Below are 22,338 nucleotides of genomic sequence, written 5' to 3' on the forward strand. Positions count from 1 at the left end.
TTTAAAGGATCCGGGCCTTCGGTTTCAGTAGCGGGGACAGGATTTGAACCTGCGACCTCTGGGTTATGAGCCCAGCGAGCTACCGAGCTGCTCCACCCCGCGCCGCTGAACGCAACATTACGTCGCGCCACCGACCAGCGCAAATCCGTAGGACGGTCAGGCGGTCAGCTCCTGGTGCAGCGCCTCGCGCAGCCTGGCGGCCCGCTCCGCCACCTCGGCGGGGCCCAGCTCCACGGCGCGCGCGCACCAGCGCTGCCCCTCGGTCAGCTCCCCCCTGCGGGCGGCGAGCAGCGCCAGCCTCAGCGCGGCCCTGCCGTGCCCGGCCTGGGCGGCGCGGGTCCACCACAGGGCGGCCTCCCGCTCACCGCCCTCACGCGCGAGCAGGAGCCCGAGGTTGAAGGCGCCGTTGCGGCTGCCCGCCTCGGCCGCCTCCCGGTACCAGCGGGCCGCGTCGCCGTTGTCGCCGCGCGCGGCGGCCAGCATGCCGACCCGCACCTGGGCGCGCCGGTGCCCCTGCTGGGCGGCGCGCTCGTACCACTGCTCGCACTCGCTCTTCACCGTGTGCGGTTCACCGAGCGCGGGCGGCCCCGGCGGCGGCTGGCGCGAGTCGAGCACGGTCGCCAGCCGGAAGGCCGCCTCGGCGCTGCCGCCCCCCGCCGCGCAGCGCAGATAGCGCTCGGCCGAGCGGTCGTCGCCGTCGCGCAGGCAGGCGATGCCGACCTGGAGGGCGGCCTCGGTGTGCCCCGCCGCCGCGGCGCGCTCGTACCAGACCAGGGCAGTGGCGTCGTCGTCCCGTCCCGCGTACAGGATCCCCAGGTTGAACGCGGCGTCCACGCTGCCCGCCTCCGCCGCCTTGGAGAACCAGGGCTCGGCGCCCGTCGGGTCGTCGGCCTGGAGGAGCAGGACGGCGAGGGCGTTGGCCGCCTCGCGGTGGCCCGCGTAGGCGGCGCGCCGGTACCACTGCTCGGCCTGGGCCGTGCGGTCCTGGGCGGCGCAGAGCAGCCCGAGGTTGTACGCGCCGTTGACGTCGCCCGCGTCCATCGCGGCCCGGTACCAGCGCTCGGCGGTCTGCTGCTCGCCGCGCGCGGCGTGCAGCGCGCCGAGGGCGTTGGCGGCGTTCCCGTCGCCCTCCTGGGCGGCGCGCAGCCACCAGACGGCGGCGCTCTCCTCGTCGCCCGCGTCGCGCAGCAGGAAGCCGAGGGCGCAGGCGGCCCGGGACTCGCCGTCCCTGGCGGAGGAGAGGTACCAGCGGCCCGCCTCCTTGAGTTCGCCGCGCTTCTCCAGGATCGCGCCGAGGTACAGCGCGGCCCTGCGATGCCCCCGTGCGGCGGCCTGGCGGTACCACTGGGCGGCTTCGGCGATGAGCGTGGGCCCGGTGGCCGTGCCGCCCGCCGGGGCCCCTCCCGCGCCCGCCGCGCCGCCCGTGCCGGTGCGGAAGCCGGTGCCGGTGTCGGGGCCGGTGCGGAAGCCGGTGCCGGTGTCCGGGCCGGTACGGAAGCCGGTGCCGGTGTCGGTGTGCGCCCTGAAGCCCGCGCCGGTGCCGAACCCGATGCCCGTGCCCGTGCTGAAGCCCGCGCCGGTGTCCATGGGGCGCTCCGCCAGTGCGCCCCGCCGGATACGGCCCGAGGCGAGCGGTCCCGTACCGCTGTTGTAGACCACGTCGGCCCCGGAGCGCGCCGCCTCGCGGGCCCGCCGTTCCAGCGCGCGGGCCAGCCGGTACGCCGCCTCGCGGTGGCCCTGTTCGGCGGCGGCGCGCAGCCAGCGCTCGGCGCCGACGTCGCTGCGGTGCTCCAGGAGGTCGGCGAGGGCGTACGCGCCGAGGGCGTGGCCCTGTTCGGCGGACTGGCGCAGCCAGTACTCGGCGGCGGGCTCGTCCCCCAGCTCCCGGTAGTGCCGGCCCAGCGCGTGGGCGGCCGGCGCGGATCCGGCCACGGCGGCGATGCGCCACCAGCCGGACGCCTCGTCCACATAGCCGCGCTGGTACAGCAGGACGCCGAGGTTGTTGGCGGCCGCGCGCTCGCCCTCGGCGGTGGCCGCACGCAGGTACGGCTCGGCGGCGTCGAGATCGCCCCGGCGCAGCAGCAGTGCGCCGAGGACGCTCATCGACGCGGTGTCGCCGGCGTCGGCGGCACGCCGGTGGCGCGCCTCGGCGTCGGCGGTGTCTTCCGTGCCGACGGTGCCGGCAGCGCTGTCAGCGCTCTCGTCGTGTCGCCGCACAAACCGCCCTGTCTCCAACAGAGTTGCCCTATCCCCCATATTTTCCATCGTCGCACCACCTGCCACGCGCGTACAGCTGGTATATCGCGACCAACCAAGGTCACTTCAGCGTTTTGTCGACATGCCCACAGAGAGATAAGTCAAACACGCGCGGGCCCAACTCACCCGACCTGAAACGCAGTTCGTATCGGGCACATGGCAAGGGCCCGGATCCTTGAAGGATCCGGGCCCTTGCCTTTCTAGTAGCGGGGACAGGATTTGAACCTGCGACCTCTGGGTTATGAGCCCAGCGAGCTACCGAGCTGCTCCACCCCGCGCCGTTGTGTCCCAACCGTACCACGGCGCGGGGTGGAGCCCTGCTCAGCTGCTGTCGCCGCCCCCTGAGTCCGAGCCGGAGCCCGACCCCGAGCCGGAGCCGCCGCCCGACCCCGAGCCGGAGCCCGAGCCGGAGCCGCCGCCCGAGTCCGCGTCAGCGGCCCGCTGGAGGGCGTCCTGAAGGTCCTTCTGGGCCTTGCCGTACGCCGTCCAGTCCTGCTTCTTCAGCGCCGCCTCGCCTTCCTCGTACGCCTTCTGGGCGTCCGAGATGGCCTGTTGGAGCGCCTTGCCGCCGGTGGCCGGCGGTTTGGTGGTGTCCCCGGTCGGCGGCTTCGTCGGCTCTTCCTCGCTCTCGGCACCGAACACCGCGTTCAGCGCCTCCGGAAGACTGTCCTTGAAGACCGGCTTGCCTCCATAGGAGACGGCCACCTTCTTCAGCAGCGGGTAGTTGGCGCTGCCGCCTCGCGCGTACACCGGCTCGATGTACAGGAAGCCCCCGTCGAGCGGCACCGTCAGCAGGTTGCCGTACTCGATGTCCGAGTCGGTGCCTCTGAGGTTCCTGACGAACTCGGCGACCTCCGGCACACCGTTCAGCTCGCTCTGCACCTGCTGCGGCCCTTGGACCGTGGAGGTCACTCTCAGGACTCTGATCTTGCCGTAGTCCCCGCTGGTGGCATCCGCGTCCACCGCCATGAACGCCCCCAGGTTGGGGCGCCCGTTGGGCGTGAAGGTGGTGGTCAGGGAGAACTTCTGCTCGTCCTGCCCCGGCATCTTCAGGCTCAGGTAGTACGGCGGGACGGAGTTGCTCTCCTTGGTGGTCGGGTCGTCCGGCACCTGCCACGCGTCACTGCCGCTGTAGAACTGCGCGGCGTCCGTGACGTGGTAGCGGGTCAGCAGTTCGCGCTGCACCTTGAACATGTCCTGCGGGTAGCGCAGATGAGCCATCAGATCGTCGTCGATGGCGCTCTTGGGCTGCACCGTGCCGGGGAACGCCTTCATCCAGGTCTTGAGGACCGGGTCCTTGGTGTCCCACTGGTACAGCTTGACCGTGCCGTCGTACGCGTCGACGGTCGCCTTCACCGAGTTGCGGATGTAGTTGACCTGGTTCTGCTGCGCCACGACCGCGCGCTGACTGTCCGTCAGCGAATCCGCCGTGGTGTCGCCCAGGGTCGTCCGCGACGCGTACGGGTATCCGTTGCTCGTGGTGTACGTGTCCACGATCCACTGGATGCGGCCGTCGACCACGGCCGGGTAGGCGTCGCCGTCGATGGTCAGCCAGGGCGCGACGGCCTCGACGCGGTCCTTGGGCGTGCGGTTGTAGAGGATCCGCGAGCCGTCGCCGATGGCGCCGGAGTAGAGCATCTGCGGCTCGCTGAACGCCACGGCGTACGCCGCGCGGTTCAGCGGGTTGGAGAGGTCGACGCCGCTGTTGCCCTTGTAGCTCGTCGTCCGCTCGCCGTTCTTCTCGTAGTCCAGCTCCTTCTGCGGACCACCGACGATCGAGTACTGCTCGGTCTTCTCGCCGTAATAGACGCGCTGCTCGTACTTGCCGTCGAGCTGTCCGGTCGTCGGCAGGCCCGACTCCGTGAAGTCCGGAGCGCCCACGGTGCCCTCGTTCTCGTCGGTCACCGTGTTGGTTCCCTTGGAGGCGATCAGGCCGTATCCGTGCGTGTAGGTGAAGTGATCGTTGATCCAGTTCCGCTTCGGGATACCGGTGATGTTCAGCTCACGCAGACCGACCACCGTGTCCTGCGGCTTTCCGTCGGCGTCCTTGTACCGGTCGACGTCCAGCGTGGCGGGGAACTGGTAGTACTTACGTTCCTGCTGAAGCTGCTGGAACGCGGGCGAGACCACATTGGGGTCCACCAGCCGGTAGCTGGCGGCGGAGTCGGCGGCCTTGCGCTGCTCGGCCTTCTTCGCCGGGTCGCCCTTGCCGCCGTAGTCCTGCACATCGGCGGTGTTGATGCCGTACGCCTCACGCGTGGCGTCGATGTTCTTCTTGATGTACGGCGCTTCCTTGGCCTGCTCGTTCGGCTGGACCTGGAACTTCTGCACGATGCCGGGGTACAGGCCGCCGATGAGGATCGCCGACAGCACCATCAGACCGAAGCCGATCATCGGCAGCTGCCAGGTGCGGCGCCAGAGCGTCGCGAAGAACAGCACGGCGCAGATGACGGCGATGCAGAAGAGGATCGTCTTGGCCGGAAGATAGGCGTTGGCGTCGACGTACCGCAGACCGGTCCAGTTGCCCGCCGCCTTGAAGTCGCTGGACTTCACGGCCAGGCCGTACCGGTCGAGCCAGTACGCCACGGCCTTGAACGAGACGAAGACGCCCAGCAGCACCGACAGATGGCCGGTGGCCGCCGCCGTCGCGCGCGCACCCGGGCTGGTGACGCGGAGCCCTCCGTACAGATAGTGGGTCACCGCGGCGGCGATCAGCGACAGCACGGCCGCCGCGAAGCCGAAGGCCAGCAGGAAGCGGTACCAGGGCAGATCGAACGCGTAGAACGACACGTCCATCTTGAACTGGGGGTCCTTCTGCCCGAAGGGCACCCCGTTCACCCACATCAGCCACGTGCGCCACTGACCGGCGGCGGAGGCTCCGGCGATCAGCCCGATCAGGGCGGTGATCGCCAGCAGCACCCACTTCTTGTACGGGGCGATGCCCATCCGGTACCGGTCGAGGTTCTGCTGCTCCATCGACATCGCGCTCAGCGGCGGCCTGAGCCGGTGCGCCAGCCAGATGTTCACCCCGACGGCAGCCGCCATCAGCAGCCCGAAGACCGCGAACAGACCGATCTTGGTCCAGAGCGTGGTGGTGAAAACCGATGAGTACTTCACCGAGCGGTACCAGAGCCAGTCGGTCCAGAACCCCGCGAACATGATGAAGAGCATGGCCAGCACGGCCAGCACGCCCAACGTCATGAGCAAGGTCCGGGCCCGACGGGATGGCCGGCCCACTCTGATCCGTGGCCCTGTCGGGCCTCCGCCGCGGTCCGGCATCTGGAAAGCCAACGTGCGCACCTCGAAGTTCGCGGTCGTGTGTTTCAGCGGGTCATTCGGTGTCCCAAGCGGGCTCCGCGATCGTAGAGCCCACTCATGCAACTTACTGACGCTTTACCTAGTTCCCGCACCCGGGTCCGAAGGAGGCAGGATATTGGCCATGTCCAATGTTTCTCCCTCATCAGGCACACCCATGGCCGCGAGCCCGCTGACCCGCGCGGTGCTCGAAATCGACGAGTACGCCTCGGGGCTCGGCTGGGATCAGCCCGCCCGGCTCTTCGCGCTCGTCGACACCACGCGGCTGCGCGCCGACGAACCGGAGCTGGCGGTCCAGCTCGGGCTCGACGGCGACGACAGCGCCGTCGCGCCGCTCACCCCCGTCGAACAGGACGAGATCCCGTCCGGCACCCCGCTGGACGAGTTCCTCGGCACCATCGCCTGGCCCGGGGCGGTGGCAGGCTGCGCGATGACCGTCGAGCGGCTGATGCTGCCGCCGTCGGCGGAGGCGTCCGTACCGGACGGTCTCGACGAGGCCGCCCTCGCCCAGTGGGTCTCGGCCCACCCGGAGCGCCAGGAGGTGCGCATGACCGTCGCCGTGCTGCGGGACGGCGCCCGGGAGTCGGCGCTGCGGCTGCGCGAGAAGGACTCGCCGAACGAGGTCCTCACCGGCTCGGGGCTGGTCCCGGGGCTGGCCGACGCGCTCGCCGCCACCTTCGAGGCATGACCCACGGCCTCCGGGCGCCCGTGCCCCTGGGCGCGGGCGCCCGGAGGCACCATTCCGGCGCCGGGGCCTCTCTGGATCGTGCCGGGCCCGCGGGCCCGGCACGATCCAGAGAGGCGGGCCCGCGGGCCCGGTCCGGGTCAGCTCGCCGAGCAGCTCGGCAGGCCGGACGTCTTCCCGGCGCTGATCCTCTCCAGGGACTTCTCGGCGTCCGCGAGGGTCTTCACCCTGACCAGGGTGAGCCCGGCCGGGATGTCCGAGGCGGCCGTGGCACAGTTCTGGTCCGGGGTGAGGAAGTACTCGGCGCCGGCCTTGCGCGCGCCGACCAGCTTCATCCCGATGCCGCCGATGGGGCCGACCTTGCCCTCGTCGTCGATCGTGCCCGTACCCGCGATGAACTTGCCGCCGGTGAGAGAGCGGGGGGTGAGCTTGTCGACGATGCCGAGGGAGAACATCAGCCCGGCGCTCGGACCACCCACGTCGGCCAGCTTGATGTCCACGTTGAACGGGAACGTGTGATCCGTGCCGGCCTGGATGCCGACCACGGCCCGGTCGCCCTCGTCCGACTTCTTCGTGGTGATCGTGACCTTATCGGTGACGGTGGGCTCCTTGTGCGCCTTCTCCGCCGCCTTCGCGTCCTTGACGGGGACGATGGTGAACACGACGTCCTCGCCCGGCTTGTGCTTGGTGACGAGCTTCGCGACGTCCGCCGGCGCCTTCACCGCCGTACCGTCCACGGCCTTGATCACGTCACCGGCGTGCAGGGTCCCCTCGGAGGGGCTGTCCTTGAGCACGGAGGCCACGATGGTGCGCGAGGAGACCGGGATGCCGAGCTGCCGCAGGGCCGCGACCTTGGCGCTCTCCTGGGACTGGCTGAACTCCTCGGCGTTCTCCTGGGTGGACTGCTCCTCCGTCTTGCCGTCCGGATACAGGGTGTCGTGCGGTACGACGATGTTGTCGTGAGCGAGCCAGCCGTAGACCGCTTCCACGATGTTCATGTTGTAGTCCGCCCCGGTGACTCTGACCGTCGTCATATTGAGATGGCCCGACGTCGGGTAGGTCTTGCGATCGGAGATCTGCAGCACCGGCTCGCCACCGGCGTCACCGAGGGTGTTCACCGTGGGCCCGGGACTCATCTCCGCGTACGGGACCTTGATCAGCACTCCCGCGCAGAGCAGCGCGATGAGGAGGAGCGTGGAGGCGAGCATCGTCGCGGTGCGGCGTGGCATGGAACGACAGTACGGGAAGGGTCTGTCAGTGCACCTTGGGGGCCGGGCCGTACGGGGACGGTCCGCACGGGGCCGCGCGGCAGGGGTCGCGGCGGCCTCGTCCGGTGACACGGTGACACGACGGCGTCGAGGCGCGGGGGCATACTGACGCGAACGCGTCAGATGCGACGGTGGGACGGGATCAGACCGGATCGGACCCGGGAGCCCCCGGAACAGCCCTCTCCATCGCGTCACGGAACCGGGCATAACCGTTCAGCTCGGCTATGTCCCCGGTGGTGCGGTCCCGTGCGGCCCAGCTCCCCCATATCGCCGCGCCGACGACAGCGAAAAGCGGAATCAGCAACCAAGCAAGTGCGGCCATGCCAACCTCCCGACTCATGCGTGTCTGCTGAGGTCTACGACTGACCGATCAGCAGATTAACCATCTGCTGAACCAACGCTGCTGTCCGGGATGCGGTTACGCAAATCGGGCCGTACGGGTGCTGTGAGAACACTGACGCGGCCTCAGATTGCGCCGAAAGGCGGTACACGCCCTCTCAAAGAGGCGCTACACACCCACCCGTCACCCGACCGCCACCCCTCAAGGAGGCGCTACACACCCACCCATTCCTCTGTGCCGTCGGAGAACTTCTGGTGCTTCCAGATCGGGACCTCGCTCTTGAGGTCGTCGATCAGCCTCCTGCACGCCTCGAACGCCTCGCCCCGGTGCGCGCAGGAGACCGCGACCACCACCGCCAGATCTCCCACCGACAGATCCCCCACACGGTGGACGGCCGCCAGCGCGCGCACCGTATGACCGGCGACGACCCTCTCCGCGACCCGGCGCAGCTCGGCCTCCGCCGACGGATGGCACGAGTAGCCGAGACCGGCGACGTCCGCGCCCCCGTCATGATCACGCACCGTGCCGACGAAGAGAACGGTGCCGCCCGCCGCGTCGTCGCCGACCGCGCGGAAGACCTCGTCCACGCTCAGCGGGGTCTCGCGGATCGCCAGCAGCCGGATGGGATCCTGTGCCGCCTGTTCGCCCGGATGGGGGTGCCTGCTCGCCATGGGGTCCATCGTGCCGTACGGCGCGCACCGCGCGGACATCCACCGTCGCCGCCGCCTCGGCTGGGGTCTTTCGTTTGGATCAGGCGGGATGAGGGAGCGGGGTGCCGGGCTCGCGAGCCCGGCACGATCCAAACGAGAGGCCCTACAGCCTGCGCCGCGCCTTGCGGGCCCGGCGCACGAGCGCCGCCGTGCCGAGCAGCGCCACCGTCGCGCCCGCCGCGCCCGCGGCCGTGGCGTCCTTGCGGCCGAGCCTGCGGCCCGCGACGGTGTGGCGGCCCTCGACCTCCTCAAGGAGGGCGGCGAGCACCTCCTCGTTCGTCCACCGGGGGCGCCAGCCCGCGTCGTGCAGCCTGCTGACGCTGACCACCCAGGGGTGCATCGTGTAGGCGAGGTCCCCGGCGGGCGAGGGCGTCAGGCCGATCCGGTGCAGCCGCGCGGCGGCGCCCAGCGCCACCGCCGAGGGCAGCTCCATCCGGCGGATACCGCTCAGCTCCTCGACCTCCTCCTGCTCCAGCCAGCCGTCGCAGCCGACCGCGAACTCGCCCTCGGCCTTTTCGAGCGCGGCGTACTCCAGCGCGCTGACCAGGTCCTCGATGTGGCAGAACTGCCAGGTGGGGCGCGATCCCGCGACGACGAGCAGCCTCGGCGACTCGAAGTAGCGGGTGAGGGCGGTGTCCGTACCGCCGACGAGGACGGCGGGCCGTACGACCGTCACGTTGAGGCCCGGGTGCGCGCGCGGCGCGCGGCGGCCCAGGCGCTCGATCTCCAGGAGGTCGCCCACGCCGGTGGCCTCGGCCGTGGCGCGCAGCTCCGCGTCCTCGGAGAGCGGGATGTCGTTGTCCGGCAGCGCGCCGTAGACCATGGCCGAGGTGCAGAGCACCACCCGGTGCACCCCTGCGGCCGCCGCGGCCGTGAGCACCGTCTGTGTGCCGCGGACGTTGTAGGCGGTGCGGGCGGCGGCGTCGGTCTCCAGGTCGAGGTCGAGCGCCAGGTGCACCACCACGTCCACGCCGCGCAGCTTGTCCGCGATGGCCGGGTCGCGGACGTCGAGGATGTGCCACTGCGCCTCGGAGACCTCGCCTCTGCGCTCGTCGATGGCGATGACCTGCTTGATCTCCTCCGACGCGGCCAGGCGCCGGGTGAGCAGGTCACCGACGCCGGTGGCGGCGCCGGTCACCGCGACGACGGGGCCGCGGGACGGGGTGGGGGTCGAGTGGTTTCGCGCTGCGCGAACCTGCGGATCTGGGGAACTCACCGGGCGTCTCCAGCGGTTGTCTTCAATACGTACGTGAATGACACGTACGTACCAGGTGACGTCCATCCTGCCGCAGGCGATCCGCCGACGGAGCATCGAGCCCGGAAGCCACCGGGGTGTCGAGGCCGTTTCCGCCGGTGAAACCGGGGGAACGGGGGGACGAAACGGGTCGAAGGCAGGGTCCGGGCACAGCCGCCGGGCGGCCCGAGGCCCACGAGTCAGGCCCGCTCGGCCCGTCCCGCTTAGGCTGGGTGGTGCAGTCGGGCAGCCCGCCGCCGGCAGGAAGCCGGTGGCCCTACGAGCCGAGGAACCCCGTGAGTGACACCCCATTCGGATTCGGTCTTCCGCCGGAGGAGCCGGAGGACGGCGACGGCAAGAAGAAGGGCCCTGCCGGAGGTGGTCAGGGTGCCGGTGGTCAGGGCGGTCCCGGCAATCCCTTCGCGGGATTCGGGCTGCCGGGCGCGGGCGGCCCCGGCGGCCCCGGCGGCGGGGACAACCCGTTCGCCGCGATGTTCGGTTCGCTGAACCCCAACGACCTGGGCGCGGCCTTCCAGCAGCTGGGCCAGATGCTCAGTTACGAGGGCGGTCCCGTCAACTGGGACATGGCGAAGCAGATCGCCCGGCAGACGGTCGCGCAGGGCACGCCCGACGGCACGAAGGACGCGAGCATCGGCCCCGCCGAGCGTTCCGCCGTCGAGGAGGCGGTTCGGCTCGCCGACATCTGGCTGGACGGGGTGACCTCCCTGCCCTCCGGTGCGAACACGGCGGTGGCGTGGAGCCGCGCCGAGTGGGTCGAGGCGACGCTGCCCGCGTGGCAGCAGCTCGTCGACCCGGTGGCCGAGCGCGTGGGCACCGCCATGGGCGAGGTGCTGCCCGAGGAGATGCAGTCCGTGGCGGGACCGCTGATCGGCATGATGCGCTCCATGGGAGGCGCCATGTTCGGGCAGCAGATCGGGCAGGCCGTGGGCGTGCTGGCCGGCGAGGTCGTCGGCTCGACGGACATCGGGCTGCCGCTCGGCCCGGCAGGCAAGGCCGCGCTGCTGCCGCTGAACGTCGAGGCGTTCAGCAAGGACCTCGGGGTGCCCAAGGACGAGATCCGGCTGTATCTGGCGCTGCGCGAGGCCGCCCACCAGCGGCTCTTCGCCCATGTGCCGTGGCTGCGGTCGCACATGTTCGGCGCGGTCGAGGGCTACGCGCGCGGCATCAAGGTCGACACCAGCAAGCTGGAGGACGTCGTCGGGCAGTTCGACCCGTCGCATCCCGAGGAGCTTCAGGAAGCGCTCCAGCAGGGCCTGTTCCAGCCGGAGGACACCCCGGAGCAGAAGGCGGCGCTGGCCCGTCTGGAGACGGCGCTCGCGCTGGTCGAGGGCTGGGTGGACGCGGTGGTGCACGAGGCCGCCAAGCCGAGGCTGTCGGGGGCGGACGCGCTGCGCGAGACGCTGCGCAGGCGGCGGGCGTCCGGCGGTCCCGCCGAGCAGACCTTCGCCACTCTCATCGGGCTTCAGCTGCGCCCGCGCCGGCTGCGGGACGCCTCGCGGCTGTGGGCCTCGCTCACGGACGCGCGCGGGGTCGACGGCAGGGACCGGCTCTGGGAGCACCCGGACATGCTGCCGACGGCTTCCGACCTGGACGACCCGGACGGCTTCGTCCACCACGAGCAGGCGGACTTCTCCGAGCTGGACAAGATGCTCGGTGAGGCGGCGAACGGCGGCCCCGACCTGCGTAAGGAAGAGGGCGGGAACGGCACGGACGGCAAGGACGACACCGACGGCACCGACGGCAAGGACGACACCGGCAAATGAGTCTGCACGACGACGCCGTCCTCGTCCTGAAGGAGTACGAGGGCCAGCCGGAGCTGCGCGGGCTCTATCTCGACCATCTGGCGTCCCATCGGGACGCCATGTGGAAGTCGTGCGCGGCCGGGCATCTGACGGCCAGCGCGCTGGTGATCGATCCGGCGCGGGAGCGGGTGCTGCTGACCCTGCACAAGAAGCTCGGCATGTGGCTCCAGATGGGCGGGCACTGCGAGCCGGGTGACAGGACGCTGGAGCGGGCGGCCCTGCGCGAGGCCCTGGAGGAGTCCGGGATCCTGGGGCTGAGGCCGCTGGAGGGCGGGCCCGTACAGCTGGACCGGCACGCGATCCCGGCGCCCTGCCACTGGCATCTGGATGTGCAGTACGCGGCGCTGGCCCCGGACGGCGCCCTGGAGAGGATCAGCGAGGAGTCGCTCGACCTGCGCTGGTTCGGTTACGACGAGGTGGCCGGGGTGGCCGACGGCTCGGTCGTACGGCTGCTGGAGCGCACCCTGGCCGCGATGCCCGGCTGAGGGGCGCGGGCGGGTGGGGGCGGGCCGTGCACAAGGGCCCCTCCCCCACCCGTCCCGCGCCGTTCGGCCGCCGTCAGCGGCCCCAGTCATTGGTCGGGTTCTGGCCGTGCGCCCCGTTTCCGCCGATGCCGTACTGCGCGCCGAGCCCCTGCCCCGTCGCCGCGTTCTGCGGGGGCATGACCTCGCTGGGCTGGACGAGGGCGAAGCCCTCCCCCAGGAAGCTCAGTTCCCACCCCTCGCCGGTGTTGCCGCGCCGCCGCCGCACGCCCGAGGAGTGCGTCTGTGCCTGCATCTGTACGCGCAGGGCCGAGGACCAGGCGACGACCGCGTCGGCGTCGGCGCTGATGTACCTGTCCGGCGTGACCCGCATCATCAGCGGTCGTCCCGAGGTCATCAGCGCGACCTTGCCCCGGCCCGAGATGACGAGCTGGTACTTGCCGGAGCCGGAGATCCCGTACTGGCTGTCCACCGCGACGACCTCGGTGTGCAGCGTGGAGTCCAGCGCCAGCACGTAGGCGCTGTCGACCGTCATACCGTCCTGCTCGACATCCACTACGTGGATGTACTGGGCGAGGTTGGCCAGATAGACCGTGCCCTGCCCCGAGCAGCGCATCAGCTCCAGCCCCTCACCGGTGTGGGCGCGGGTCAGCCGGCCGCTGTGCGACTCGTACTCACCGTCGAAGTCGATCAGCCCCTGATAGGCGACCATGGCGCCCTTGCGGGCGAGGACATCGTCCTGGCCGGTCAGCGCGACGCGCAGGAGCTGCGGATTCTGTACCGCGTAACGGTCCTGGGTCTGCTGCTCCGTGTACGCGAAAAGCGGACTCTGCATGGTGTTCTCGCTCCTCTCAGCCCTGGATCCGCAGTCGGTCGGTGCTGTCCTCGCTGGGCTGGACGACGACGATGCCCTGGCCGGAGAAGGCCATCTGGTACGCCTCGCCGCTGCCGCGCCCGATCAGCGCGGACGCCTTGAAGCTGCGCTTGCCCTTCACCTTGAGGGCGGGCGACCAGGCGACGAGGGCGTCGGGATCGACATAGGTCTCGTCCTCGCCCCGGCCGCAGTCCACGACGACGGGGGTTCCGCGCGAGGTCAGGGCGACCCAGCCGGTCCCGGAGACGCGTACGTTCCACAGCCCCTGACCGGCGAATTTGGCCAGCCCCTTGACCCGTTCGACGCCCCACTGGAGGTGCGCGTCGAAGGCCAGCAGGTTGGAGCCGTTGACGGACAGCGCGTCGTCGTCGAGGTGGATCACGACGACGTCCGCGCCGTAGTCGGCGAGGTAGAGCAGTCCGTCGCCGGAGCACTTCATCACCGGGGTGGACTCGCCGGTCACCCACTGGGAGGCGATCTGGCGGACGGCGGGCGGGTTGGGCTCGTACTGGATGAAGCCCTCGTAGGCGACCATCGAGCCGGTGCGGGCGAACAGGTCCTGGCCGGTGGCCATCGCGACCTTGAGCATGGCGCGGCCGTGGTTCTCCATCCGGGCCACGACGGGGGTGGGGGCGTAGCCCGTGAGCTGCTGGTTCATGGTCAGGGCTCCCTCAGACCTCGTACGGCTGGACGACGATGAAGTTGCCGGGGGCGCCCCGGAACTGGAGGTTCACGGTCTCCCCGCTGTGGCCGGGATAGGCGTGGCGGCGCAGCCTGACCTGACTGGAGACGATCACCTGGGACGCGGCCGACCAGGCGACGACGGCGTTGGAGTCGGCGAAGGTCGTCGGGGTCACGGGCAGCACCACCGGGGTGCCGTGGGTCTTGACGACGACGGTGCCGGTGCCCTGGAACACCATGGTGAACAGGGCGCCGCCGGGGATGCCGTGGCCGTCGATGCGGCGGACCTCGTACCGCAGGCTCTCGTCGAAGGCCAGCACGTTCTCCGCGGAGACACAGATGCCGTCGCCCTGGAGTTCGACGGGGTGCAGATGCGCGCCCTCCTCCGCGAGGAAGACCTGCCCCTTGCCGGTGCAGCGCATGAGCTGCATCTCCTGGCCGGTGACATGGCCGACGACGCGGCCCGCGAAACCGGCGCCCTTGTAGCCGAAGTCGACCTTTCCCTGGTACATCACCATGCTGCCCTGGCGGGCGAGGACCGGGCTGCCGTCCATGCCGAGATCGACCCGGACCAGCTGGCCGTTCTGCGCGGTCCAGCGCTGCCCGGTGGGTACTTCCCGGTACTTCTGGAGGGCGGCCTGAAGTCCGGCGCCTTCGGGCGGCGGCCCCTGCGGGACCCCCTGGGGCGCGCCGGGCGGCTGCTGCCCGAAGGGCGCGGGGACGGGCTGTCCGAAGGGAGCGGGGGCGGCCTGTCCGTACGGAGGCGGAACCGACTGTCCGTACGGGGCGGGCGCGGGCGGCGGCGCGGGCGGCGGTACGGCGCCCTGCGGCACGGACAGCGGCGCCACGATCGTCGGTGCGGCGTGTACCGGCGTGGGTGCTGGGGCGGGGGCCGGCGCGGCGACCGGGGCGCCGAAGGAAGGAGCGGGCGCGGGCGCCGGTACATGCCCCTGCGCGGGCCCCGCGGGCGGGGCGAAGCCCGGGACCGGGCCGGTGGCCCGCGGCTCGGGCACCGACGGCTCCTCCTCGGCGACCTCGCCGCCGAAGTTCTTGAGAAGGGCGTCGAGCCCGCCGTCGAAGCCCTGGCCGACGGCGGCGAACCGCCAGACGTCCTTGCGGTAGAAGTCACCGAGCATCACCGCGCGCTCGGTGGTGAACTCCGCTCCGGTGAAGGCGTATCTGACGACTTCCTCCCCGCCCGCGACGATCCGGATGTACCCGGGGCCGATGTCGGACATCTGCCCGGAGCCGTCGACGGTCGCGGTGAAGGAGAGCTTGTGGAGGAAGTCGGGGACGCGCTCCAGCGTCACCCTGAAGGACTCGGTGTCACCGGCCTGGGCGCCCAGCAACTGGATCGATTCCTCGGGTGATTTCGGCTGGTTGAAGAAGATGAAATAGCGGTCGTCCGAAAGCTGTTCCTCGGCGTCCAGACCGAAACAGCTGATGTCGAAGGTCAGTCCGGGAGCGTCGATCCGTACGCCGACGTACAGATCCGTTCCCTGAGTGAGATCACTGACCCGGGCCTTGTGGCCGCGCTGGAATTCCCTGGCCATACGTAACGACCGTTCCCCGTCCCGAAGATGAATCCTTCGCGCCAGGCTAATGGTTCGCTGTGACAGTGGCCCGAGCCGGTACGGACTCGGTACCCGATCGCGGGACGCTCATTCCTCCCGCACGACGGGCAGCTGCGGCAGCCGCTCGGCGGCCACCACGCCTTCGAGGTAGCCGCGGGCCCGCTCGGTGCGGGGGTAGGACTCCAGCAGCTCCCAGAAACGCGGGCCGTGCCCCGGCACGAGCAGATGGGCCAGCTCGTGGACGAGTACGTAGTCGACGACGTACTCGGGCATGCCCTGGAGGCGGTGCGAGAGCCGGATGCTGCCTTCGGCGGGGGTGCAGGAGCCCCAGCGGGTGTTCTGGTTGGTGACCCAGCGCACGGTGAGCGGTCTGGCCCGGCCGTCGAAGTACTGGGCGGAGAGCCGCTCGGCCCGCTCGGTCAGCTCGTCGTCACCGAGGAGACGCTTGCTCTCCTGCGCGGCGAGCTTGTCCAGCATCACCGTCACCCAGCGCCGCTCCTCCGCCTCGGACATCCTGGCGGGGATGAGCACGATGGTCCGGTCGCCCTCGCGGTACGCCGACACCGTTCTTCTGCGGCGGGCGCTTCTGCGGACTTCGACAGCGCTCGTCGCCGAGCGGCGGGCGGCGGGATCGGCGGACACGCCATGACGTTACCCGCTGGCCGTGGGAGAAGTCCTGCCCCGCATTGGTTCCCTCTCGATCCATGCGATGACGTACCTCATTTTGAACGACTAATGACCGTACCTGTGGATAACTTTGCGCGCCGTCCGGCGCGAAGCCGCATTCTGAACCCACGGACGCGGAAATCGACGACGGGAGGCGGACATGCATCCGATGGTGAAGCCCGCGCTGCGGCGTGCCTGGCGGGAGCGGCAGACGGTGCAGTTCGGGGTGGCCCCGGCGCACGCGGTGCTGGTGGGTCCTGTGGACACGGCGACGGGCAGTTTCCTGGAGCTGCTGGACGGGACGCGCGGACTACCGCTGCTGCGGGAGGAGGCCCGTGCGATGGGGTTGCCGGACGGGCGGGCGGACGCGCTGGTGGAGCGGCTGACGGCGGCGGGGGTGATCGACGACGTGGGGGCGGGCGGCGCGGCGGCGGAGGCGTTGCGCGGGCGGACGGGGACGGTCGAGCGGCTGCGTCCCGATCTCGCCTCGCTCTCCGTCGTCCACGCGGAGCCAGGGGCGGGGATGCGGCTGCTGGCCGCGCGACGGACGATGCGGGTGCAGGTCAGAGGTGCGGGACGGGTCGGGGCGCTGGTCGCGGCGGTACTCGCCGCCTCCGGGGTGGGGCAGGTCGATGTGCTGGACGGCGGGTGCGTGCGGGAGGGGGACGTGGCGCCGGGCGGGCTGCCGCCGGAGTCCGTCGGGGAGCGCAGGGACGCGGCGGCCGGCCGACTGGTCCGGCGCTCGGCGCCGGGCCGGGGACCGGGCGCGGCGGAGCGGGCGCGGTCCGGGGAGGGAGCGGAGCCGGGGCTCGCGCTGGTGATCGTCGCGCCGCGCGACGGGCTCGCGGCCTACGCGCCCGATCCGCGGACCGCCGAGCCGTGGATCGCCGCGGGTACGCCCCATCTCTACGCGGGGGTGATCGAGGCCACGGGACTGGTCGGTCCGCTGGTGCTGCCCGGGGGCACGGCGTGCGCGGGCTGTGTCGCGCGGACGCGCGCGGAGCGTGATCCGGGGTGGCCGAGGATGCGGGCGCAGTGGGGTTCGGGTCGCCGGGCCACGCCCGTACCGGCGTGCGATCTGGGGCTGGCCACCGCGGTGGCGGGGCTGGCGGCGGCGCACGCGCTGTCGTTCCTGGACGGGGAGCTGCCGGCCAGCGCCGGTGTGCGGGGGGAGGTGTCGCTGCCGTTGCTGGAGTGGCACGCGGAGCGGATCGCGCCTCATCCGGAGTGCCCGTGCGGCGCTTCGGGGAGACAGGAAGGGGTGCGCGTCGCGGCCTCGGGGGCCGCGCAGGACACAATGGCGGGGTAACCGCCGTACCGGCTTTGCTGTCTGGGACTGGTCGCTGCACATCCGAGGAGGGGCTCATGTCCGATCTTCCCCGTAAGGCGGTCACCCGCACCGCGAAGTTGGCGACGCTGCCGTTGGGCTTCGCGGGCCGGGCCACCTGGGGCCTGGGCAAGCGGATCGGCGGGAAGTCCGCCGAGATCGTCACCCGGGAATTGCAGCAGCGCACCGCCGACCAGTTGTTCAAGGTCCTCGGCGAGCTGAAGGGCGGTGCCATGAAGTTCGGGCAGGCGCTGTCCGTGTTCGAGTCCGCGCTGCCGGAGGAGATCGCCGGGCCGTATCGGGCGGCGCTGACCAAGCTCCAGGAGGCGGCCCCGCCGATGCCGACGCGCACGGTGCACGCGGTGCTGGTGGAGCGGCTGGGCGAGGAGTGGCGTGAGCTGTTCGTCGAGTTCGACGACAAGCCCTCGGCGGCCGCTTCGATCGGGCAGGTGCACCGGGCCGTCTGGCACGACGGGCGCGCGGTGGCGGTCAAGGTGCAGTACCCGGGGGCCGGGGAGGCGCTGCTCTCGGATCTGACCCAGTTGAGCCGGTTCGCGAGGCTGCTGGGGCCGCTGATTCCGGGGATGGACATCAAGCCGCTGATCACCGAGTTGCGGGACCGGGTGTCCGAGGAGCTGGACTACGCGCTGGAGGCCGAGGCGCAGCGGGCACACGCGGCGGAGTTCGCGGACGATCCGGATGTGGTGGTGCCCGAGGTCGTGCACCAGGGCGAGCAGGTGCTGGTCACCGAGTGGATGGAGGGCGTGCCGCTGGCCGAGGTGATCTCCGGGGGGACGCGGGAGCAGCGGGACCGGGCGGGGCAGTTGCTGGCGCGGTTCCTGTTCTCGGGCCCGGCGCGTACGGGGCTGCTGCACGCGGATCCGCATCCGGGGAACTTCCGGCTGCTGCCCGCCGCGGCGGGTGCCGGGGGGTCCGGGGCTGGTATCGAGGTCGGGGCCGAGGGCGAGGAGGGCGGTGCGGGTGCGTTCCGGCTCGGGGTGCTGGACTTCGGGACGGTGGACCGGCTGCCGGGCGGGCTGCCGGACATCATCGGGGAGGCCCTGCGGACGGCCTTGGCGGGCGACGCCCAGGCGGTGTACGACCGGCTGTGCGAGGAGGGCTTCGTCAAGGGGTCCATCGATCTCGACCCGGACGCGGTGCTGGAGTATCTGCTGCCGATCATCGAGCCGACGGCGGTGGAGGAGTTCACCTTCACCCGGAGCTGGATGCGCGAGCAGGCCACCCGGATCGCCGATCCGCGCTCTCCCGCGCACCAGTTGGGCAAGCAGCTGAATCTGCCTCCGTCGTATCTGCTGATCCACCGGGTCACGCTGAGCACGATCGGTGTGCTGTGCCAGCTGAACGCGACGGTGGGGCTTCGGGAGGAGCTGGAGTCGTGGCTGCCCGGGTTCCTCGCGAAGCCCGCCCCGGACGACGGGGCCGGGATCGAGGCGGAGGTCTGAGACAGCCGCACGGGGCCGGTCCTTGTGGACCGGCCCCGTGCGACAGCGGTGGTGGTGACACCGGTGGGCCGACGGCGGTGGGCCGACGGCGCCCCTGCCGCTACTGCATGACGGCCATGGCGAGCGCACGGCGGGCGCGCATCGACACGCGCTCGGCTCTGCGCTGCATGCGCCGGGCGGCGACCAGGCGCACGGCCCGGCTCTCCGCCGAGGCTTGCCGCATACGTTCGTCCATATGCGCGCGAGCCAGGGCTTCTGGGATGAGTTGCATCTCGCGGGTCCTGTTCTGGCGCGACGCGTTCGCGCCCATGGTGCTGACAACGGGGGTGGCGGAGCCTGACGGCTCACGCGTGGAAGAGGTCATCGGAGCCTGCTTCTGGGGATCGTGCGTGGAGGGACGGTCGATGGTTCCGGAGACGTTCATGCCGCGACCGGGTTCTTGCGCGGACGCCCACGCGGACGCTTCCGGGCGACGACCACGCCCTGGACGAACAGCTCGCCGCCCCAGACGCCCCACGGCTCGCGCCGCTCCTTGGCGCCCGCGAGGCAGGCTTCGATCAGCGGGCAGGTGCCGCAGAGGGCCTTGGCGTACTCGACGTCGGCCGGGGACTCCGCGAAGAAGACCTCCGGGTCGTAGGCACGACACGGGACGGGTACGCCCAGGTTCTCGATGGCGTCGTCGAGCGCGGTGAGCGCGGTCAGGGGGGTCAAGGTGGAGTCCTCCGTGGGGACGGGCGGGGCGTTCGTTTCGGAAGGCGGTACGGACGTGGCGTGCGCTTCGAGTTGCACGGCGGTGTCTTCCTCGTCTAGTTCGGTCCGGCCTGTTGGCCGGTGTCTGCTGGTACCGGGTGTCGCTTGCCCGGAGGCCCCTTCTGCCCGTCCGCCCCGTTCGGGGCAAACAAAAGGGCCGCGGATCCCGAGTGGGGTTCCGCGGCCCTGAAGGCGCCTGCCTGATGGTGAATCAGGCTGGATCGCTCCAGGGTTCGAGCCCACGGAAGGCCCACATCGTGTGATGCTTCGTCTGCTTCTTCGCCTCGGCACCGGTCGCCGCAAAGGCATAGGCCAGGGCCTGTGCCGTCGCGACTCCTGCTTCCGGTGCCTCGGTCGGTCGCTCATCGCTCACCAGGACGGGGCGCTCCCGGACGGGGAGAGCCGACAAGTTCACCGGACGTGCGGCAATGGAGCCGGACAGTCCACTGGCGATGAGTTCGGAACGGGAGGCGCCGAGCGAGCAGGCGGAGACGACAGAGAGACCGGTCATTTTCTCGGGGCTGGTGAAGCCTGTGTTGATGCTGATCACTGGAATCGCCTCCTCTCGGCGTCTCGAAGACCGGCCGGAGCCAGTCGTACGTATATGGACAAGTACAGCTGAGATAAGTAGAGCACGGAAGAGGGGCTTCGGAGAAGCGTCCGTTTCCGTGGTTAAGAACCTATGGGGATTCGCGGGGCGGGCGCAAACTATTTTTTCGTCGAGTTCGCATCAGCTGTCCGTATCGTCCCCGGCAACCTCCTCACCAGCACAGATCGCCAGCACATCCGCGCCGAAACGGTCAAGTTTCCGAACGCCGACGCCGGAGATCCGGGTCAGCTCCCCCTCGGTGCCCGGCACCGCCTCGGCGATCGCCATCAACGTCTTGTCGGTGAACACACAGAAGGCGGGCTGTCCGATCCGCTCCGCCTGGACCGCGCGCCAGTCGCGCAGCCGCTCGTACAGCGCCTCGTCCATGTCCGACGGGCACTCCTCGCAGCGCATGAGCTTCATCTCGCCCGCGTCGGTGAGCGTCTTGCGGCACACCCGGCAGCGCGCGGGGCCGCGCTGCTTGCGCCGGAGGGTCCCGCCGCGCTCGACGGATCCTCCCGCGCCCGGCCCCGCACCCCGTGCGCCGGGGGCCGTGGAGCCCGGCCGCAGCCCGTTCAGGAAGCGGGTGGGCCGCCGGGAGGCCCGGCCCCCCGGCGAGCGCGAGAGCGCCCAGGACAGCGTGAGATGGAGCCTGGCCCTGGTCACTCCCACGTAGAGGAGCCGTCGCTCCTCCTCGACCTGCTCGTCGGTCTTGGCGTAGGTGATCGGCATCATGCCCTCGGTGAGCCCCACCAGGAACACCGCGTCCCACTCCAGGCCCTTCGCCGCGTGCAGCGAGGCGAGCGTGACGCCCTGCACCGTGGGCGCGTGCTGCGCGGCGGCACGCTCGTCCAGCTCGGCCACCAGATCGGCGAGCGTGGCCGTCGGCTTGGCCCGCACGAAGTCCTCGGCGAGCCTGACCAGGGCGGCCAGCGACTCCCAGCGGTCCCGGACGGCGCCCGAGCCCGTCGGCGGTTCGGTGGTCCAGCCCTTGGTGGAGAGCACCGCGCGCACCTGGGAGGGCAGCTCCACGACATCGTCGAGCAGCGCGTCGTTCCCCCCGAAGCGGGCGGCGCCCCGCAGCGCGGCGCCCGCTTCCCGTACCTCCTGGCGCTCGAAGAACCGCTCGGCGCCCCGCAGCTGGTAGGCCACGCCCGCGTCGGCCAGGGCCTGCTCGTAGACCTCCGACTGCGCGTTGATCCGGTAGAGGATGGCAATCTCCCCGGCCGGGACGCCCGCGGCGATCAGATCGCGGACGCGGCGGGCGGTGCCCTCGGCCTCGGCGGGCTCGTCCGCGTACTCCGCGCAGACCGGCTCGGGGCCCGGGTCGCGCTGCGAGATCAGCTCCAGCCGGTGCTCGGCGGCCCGGCCGCGGGCCTGGTTCAGCAGGCCGTTGGCCAGATGGACGACCTGGGGGGTCGACCGGTAGTCACGGACGAGCTTCACGACGGTCGCGCTCGGGTGCCGGGCGCGGAAGTTCAGCAGGTGGTCCGGGGTGGCTCCGGTGAACGAGTAGATCGTCTGACTGGCGTCGCCCACGACGCACAGGCTCTCCCGCTCCCCCAGCCACAGGTCGAGCAGCCGCTGCTGGAGCGGGCTGACGTCCTGGTACTCGTCCACCACGAAGTGCTGGTACTGGCCGCGCACGTGGTCGGCGATGTCGTGCCGGTCCTGGAGGATGCCGACCGTCAGCAGCAGCACATCCTCGAAGTCGATGACCGAGCGGTCCCGCTTCAGCTGCTCGTACATCCCGTAGACCTGGCCGATCTCCGCCGGGTCGCGGGGTGCCTCGCGCAGCGACTTGGCCACGGCCGCCGGATAGTCGGCCGGGACCGTCTGGGTGACCTTCGCCCACTCGATCTCGCTGGTCACGTCCCGCAGCTCATTGCGGTCGAGCCGGATCCGGCAGCGGGCGGCGGCCTCCGCGACCAGCTGGACCTTCCGGTCCAGCAGCCTCGGCAGCTCACCGCCGACCGCCTTCGGCCAGAAGAACTGCAGCTGGCGCAGGGCCGCCGAGTGGAACGTACGCGCCTGGACACCGCCCGCGCCGAGCTGGCGCAGCCGCCCGCGCATCTCGCCCGCCGCGCGGTTGGTGAACGTGACGGCCAGCACGCTGCCCGGCTGGAGTATCCCCGCCCGCACCCCGTAGGCGATCCGGTGGGTGATGGCGCGCGTCTTGCCCGTGCCGGCCCCCGCCAGCACGCACACCGGCCCGTGCAGCGCCGTCGCCACCTCGCGCTGCTCCGGGTCGAGCCCGTCGAGCACCGCGTCGGCGTCGCGCGGCGGCGTCACGATCTGACC

At 71.2% G+C, this 22,338-nt stretch carries 19 protein-coding genes and 2 tRNA genes; 5 read left to right on the forward strand and 16 right to left on the reverse strand.

Features of this window, described 5'->3' with window-relative positions; all coding sequences use genetic code 11:
* Positions 1-28 precede the first annotated feature (28 nt).
* The 4 genes from DVH02_RS07175 to DVH02_RS07190 all read right to left on the reverse strand — a co-directional run bounded on the left by DVH02_RS07175 (position 29) and on the right by DVH02_RS07190 (position 5,535).
* A tRNA-Met gene (locus DVH02_RS07175) sits at positions 29-102 on the reverse strand.
* Between the two features lie 54 nt (positions 103-156).
* The gene (locus tag DVH02_RS07180) at positions 157-2,265 is read right to left on the reverse strand and encodes a tetratricopeptide repeat protein (RefSeq protein ID WP_114622854.1); all 2,109 of its coding nucleotides are present in this window, start codon (positions 2,263-2,265) and stop codon (positions 157-159) included.
* A gap of 195 nt (positions 2,266-2,460) precedes the next feature.
* Positions 2,461-2,534: transfer RNA gene (locus tag DVH02_RS07185), tRNA-Met, on the reverse strand.
* Between the two features lie 43 nt (positions 2,535-2,577).
* A complete protein-coding gene (locus tag DVH02_RS07190) occupies positions 2,578-5,535 on the reverse strand; it encodes a UPF0182 family membrane protein (RefSeq protein WP_199566193.1) in 2,958 nt (985 codons plus the stop codon).
* Between the two features lie 160 nt (positions 5,536-5,695).
* Between DVH02_RS07190 and DVH02_RS07195 the strand changes: the two genes are divergently transcribed.
* Positions 5,696-6,259: a PPA1309 family protein gene (locus tag DVH02_RS07195; RefSeq protein ID WP_199566191.1), complete on the forward strand. Its 564-nt coding sequence runs from the start codon at positions 5,696-5,698 to the stop codon at positions 6,257-6,259.
* A gap of 137 nt (positions 6,260-6,396) precedes the next feature.
* Here the strand turns inward: DVH02_RS07195 and DVH02_RS07200 are convergent, their stop codons facing one another.
* From DVH02_RS07200 to DVH02_RS07215, 4 genes are all read right to left on the reverse strand, one after another.
* Complete coding sequence (locus DVH02_RS07200) at positions 6,397-7,485, reverse strand: YlbL family protein (RefSeq protein ID WP_114622856.1); 1,089 nt, start codon at positions 7,483-7,485, stop codon at positions 6,397-6,399.
* 181 nt (positions 7,486-7,666) lie between these two features.
* Positions 7,667-7,846, reverse strand: a complete 180-nt coding sequence (locus DVH02_RS35950; RefSeq protein WP_114622857.1) for a hypothetical protein — start codon at positions 7,844-7,846, stop codon at positions 7,667-7,669.
* A 230-nt stretch (positions 7,847-8,076) separates the two neighbouring features.
* Positions 8,077-8,535, reverse strand: a complete 459-nt coding sequence (locus DVH02_RS07210; RefSeq protein WP_114622871.1) for a molybdenum cofactor biosynthesis protein MoaE — start codon at positions 8,533-8,535, stop codon at positions 8,077-8,079.
* 142 nt (positions 8,536-8,677) lie between these two features.
* Positions 8,678-9,790 carry an SDR family oxidoreductase gene (locus DVH02_RS07215; protein ID WP_114622858.1) on the reverse strand — a complete coding sequence of 371 codons (1,113 nt, stop codon included), beginning with the start codon at positions 9,788-9,790 and terminating at the stop codon, positions 8,678-8,680.
* Between the two features lie 314 nt (positions 9,791-10,104).
* On the opposite strand from DVH02_RS07215, the gene DVH02_RS07220 reads away from it, so the two are divergent.
* The gene (locus DVH02_RS07220; protein ID WP_114622859.1) at positions 10,105-11,592 is read left to right on the forward strand and encodes a zinc-dependent metalloprotease; all 1,488 of its coding nucleotides are present in this window, start codon (positions 10,105-10,107) and stop codon (positions 11,590-11,592) included.
* Positions 11,589-12,116 (forward strand): NUDIX hydrolase, encoded by a 528-nt coding sequence (locus tag DVH02_RS07225; protein ID WP_114622860.1) that lies wholly within the window; start codon positions 11,589-11,591, stop codon positions 12,114-12,116. Before DVH02_RS07220 ends, DVH02_RS07225 begins: the two co-directional genes overlap by 4 nt.
* A 73-nt stretch (positions 12,117-12,189) precedes the next feature.
* Here DVH02_RS07225 and DVH02_RS07230 read toward each other — a convergent pair whose 3' ends face one another.
* From DVH02_RS07230 to DVH02_RS07245, 4 genes are all read right to left on the reverse strand, one after another.
* A complete protein-coding gene (locus DVH02_RS07230; RefSeq protein WP_114622861.1) occupies positions 12,190-12,948 on the reverse strand; it encodes an AIM24 family protein in 759 nt (252 codons plus the stop codon).
* Positions 12,949-12,964: 16 nt separating this feature from the next.
* The gene (locus tag DVH02_RS07235) at positions 12,965-13,645 is read right to left on the reverse strand and encodes an AIM24 family protein (protein WP_114622862.1); all 681 of its coding nucleotides are present in this window, start codon (positions 13,643-13,645) and stop codon (positions 12,965-12,967) included.
* Between the two features lie 13 nt (positions 13,646-13,658).
* The gene (locus tag DVH02_RS07240) at positions 13,659-15,221 is read right to left on the reverse strand and encodes a TerD family protein (RefSeq protein WP_114622863.1); all 1,563 of its coding nucleotides are present in this window, start codon (positions 15,219-15,221) and stop codon (positions 13,659-13,661) included.
* Between the two features lie 108 nt (positions 15,222-15,329).
* Positions 15,330-15,884 (reverse strand): M48 metallopeptidase family protein, encoded by a 555-nt coding sequence (locus DVH02_RS07245; RefSeq protein WP_114622864.1) that lies wholly within the window; start codon positions 15,882-15,884, stop codon positions 15,330-15,332.
* 184 nt (positions 15,885-16,068) lie between these two features.
* Between DVH02_RS07245 and DVH02_RS07250 the strand changes: the two genes are divergently transcribed.
* Together DVH02_RS07250 and DVH02_RS07255 are read left to right on the forward strand one after the other, a co-directional pair.
* Complete coding sequence (locus tag DVH02_RS07250; protein ID WP_114622865.1) at positions 16,069-17,217, forward strand: TOMM precursor leader peptide-binding protein; 1,149 nt, start codon at positions 16,069-16,071, stop codon at positions 17,215-17,217.
* Between the two features lie 56 nt (positions 17,218-17,273).
* Positions 17,274-18,698 (forward strand): ABC1 kinase family protein, encoded by a 1,425-nt coding sequence (locus tag DVH02_RS07255; protein ID WP_114622866.1) that lies wholly within the window; start codon positions 17,274-17,276, stop codon positions 18,696-18,698.
* Positions 18,699-18,798: 100 nt separating this feature from the next.
* On the opposite strand, the gene DVH02_RS07260 is transcribed toward DVH02_RS07255, so the two are convergent.
* The 4 genes from DVH02_RS07260 to DVH02_RS07275 form a co-directional block, all read right to left on the reverse strand.
* Positions 18,799-19,122 carry a hypothetical protein gene (locus DVH02_RS07260; protein ID WP_114622867.1) on the reverse strand — a complete coding sequence of 108 codons (324 nt, stop codon included), beginning with the start codon at positions 19,120-19,122 and terminating at the stop codon, positions 18,799-18,801.
* Complete coding sequence (locus tag DVH02_RS07265) at positions 19,119-19,487, reverse strand: WhiB family transcriptional regulator (RefSeq protein ID WP_114622868.1); 369 nt, start codon at positions 19,485-19,487, stop codon at positions 19,119-19,121. The genes DVH02_RS07260 and DVH02_RS07265 overlap by 4 nt, the downstream gene beginning before the upstream one ends.
* Positions 19,488-19,659: 172 nt before the next feature.
* Positions 19,660-19,998 carry a hypothetical protein gene (locus DVH02_RS07270; protein ID WP_199566192.1) on the reverse strand — a complete coding sequence of 113 codons (339 nt, stop codon included), beginning with the start codon at positions 19,996-19,998 and terminating at the stop codon, positions 19,660-19,662.
* A 180-nt stretch (positions 19,999-20,178) separates the two neighbouring features.
* Positions 20,179-22,329, reverse strand: a complete 2,151-nt coding sequence (locus DVH02_RS07275) for an ATP-dependent DNA helicase UvrD2 (RefSeq protein WP_199566194.1) — start codon at positions 22,327-22,329, stop codon at positions 20,179-20,181.
* Between the last annotated feature and the right edge of the window lie 9 nt (positions 22,330-22,338).

The organism is Streptomyces corynorhini (genome assembly GCF_003346515.1).
Taxonomy (GTDB): Bacteria; Actinomycetota; Actinomycetes; order Streptomycetales; family Streptomycetaceae; genus Streptomyces; species Streptomyces corynorhini.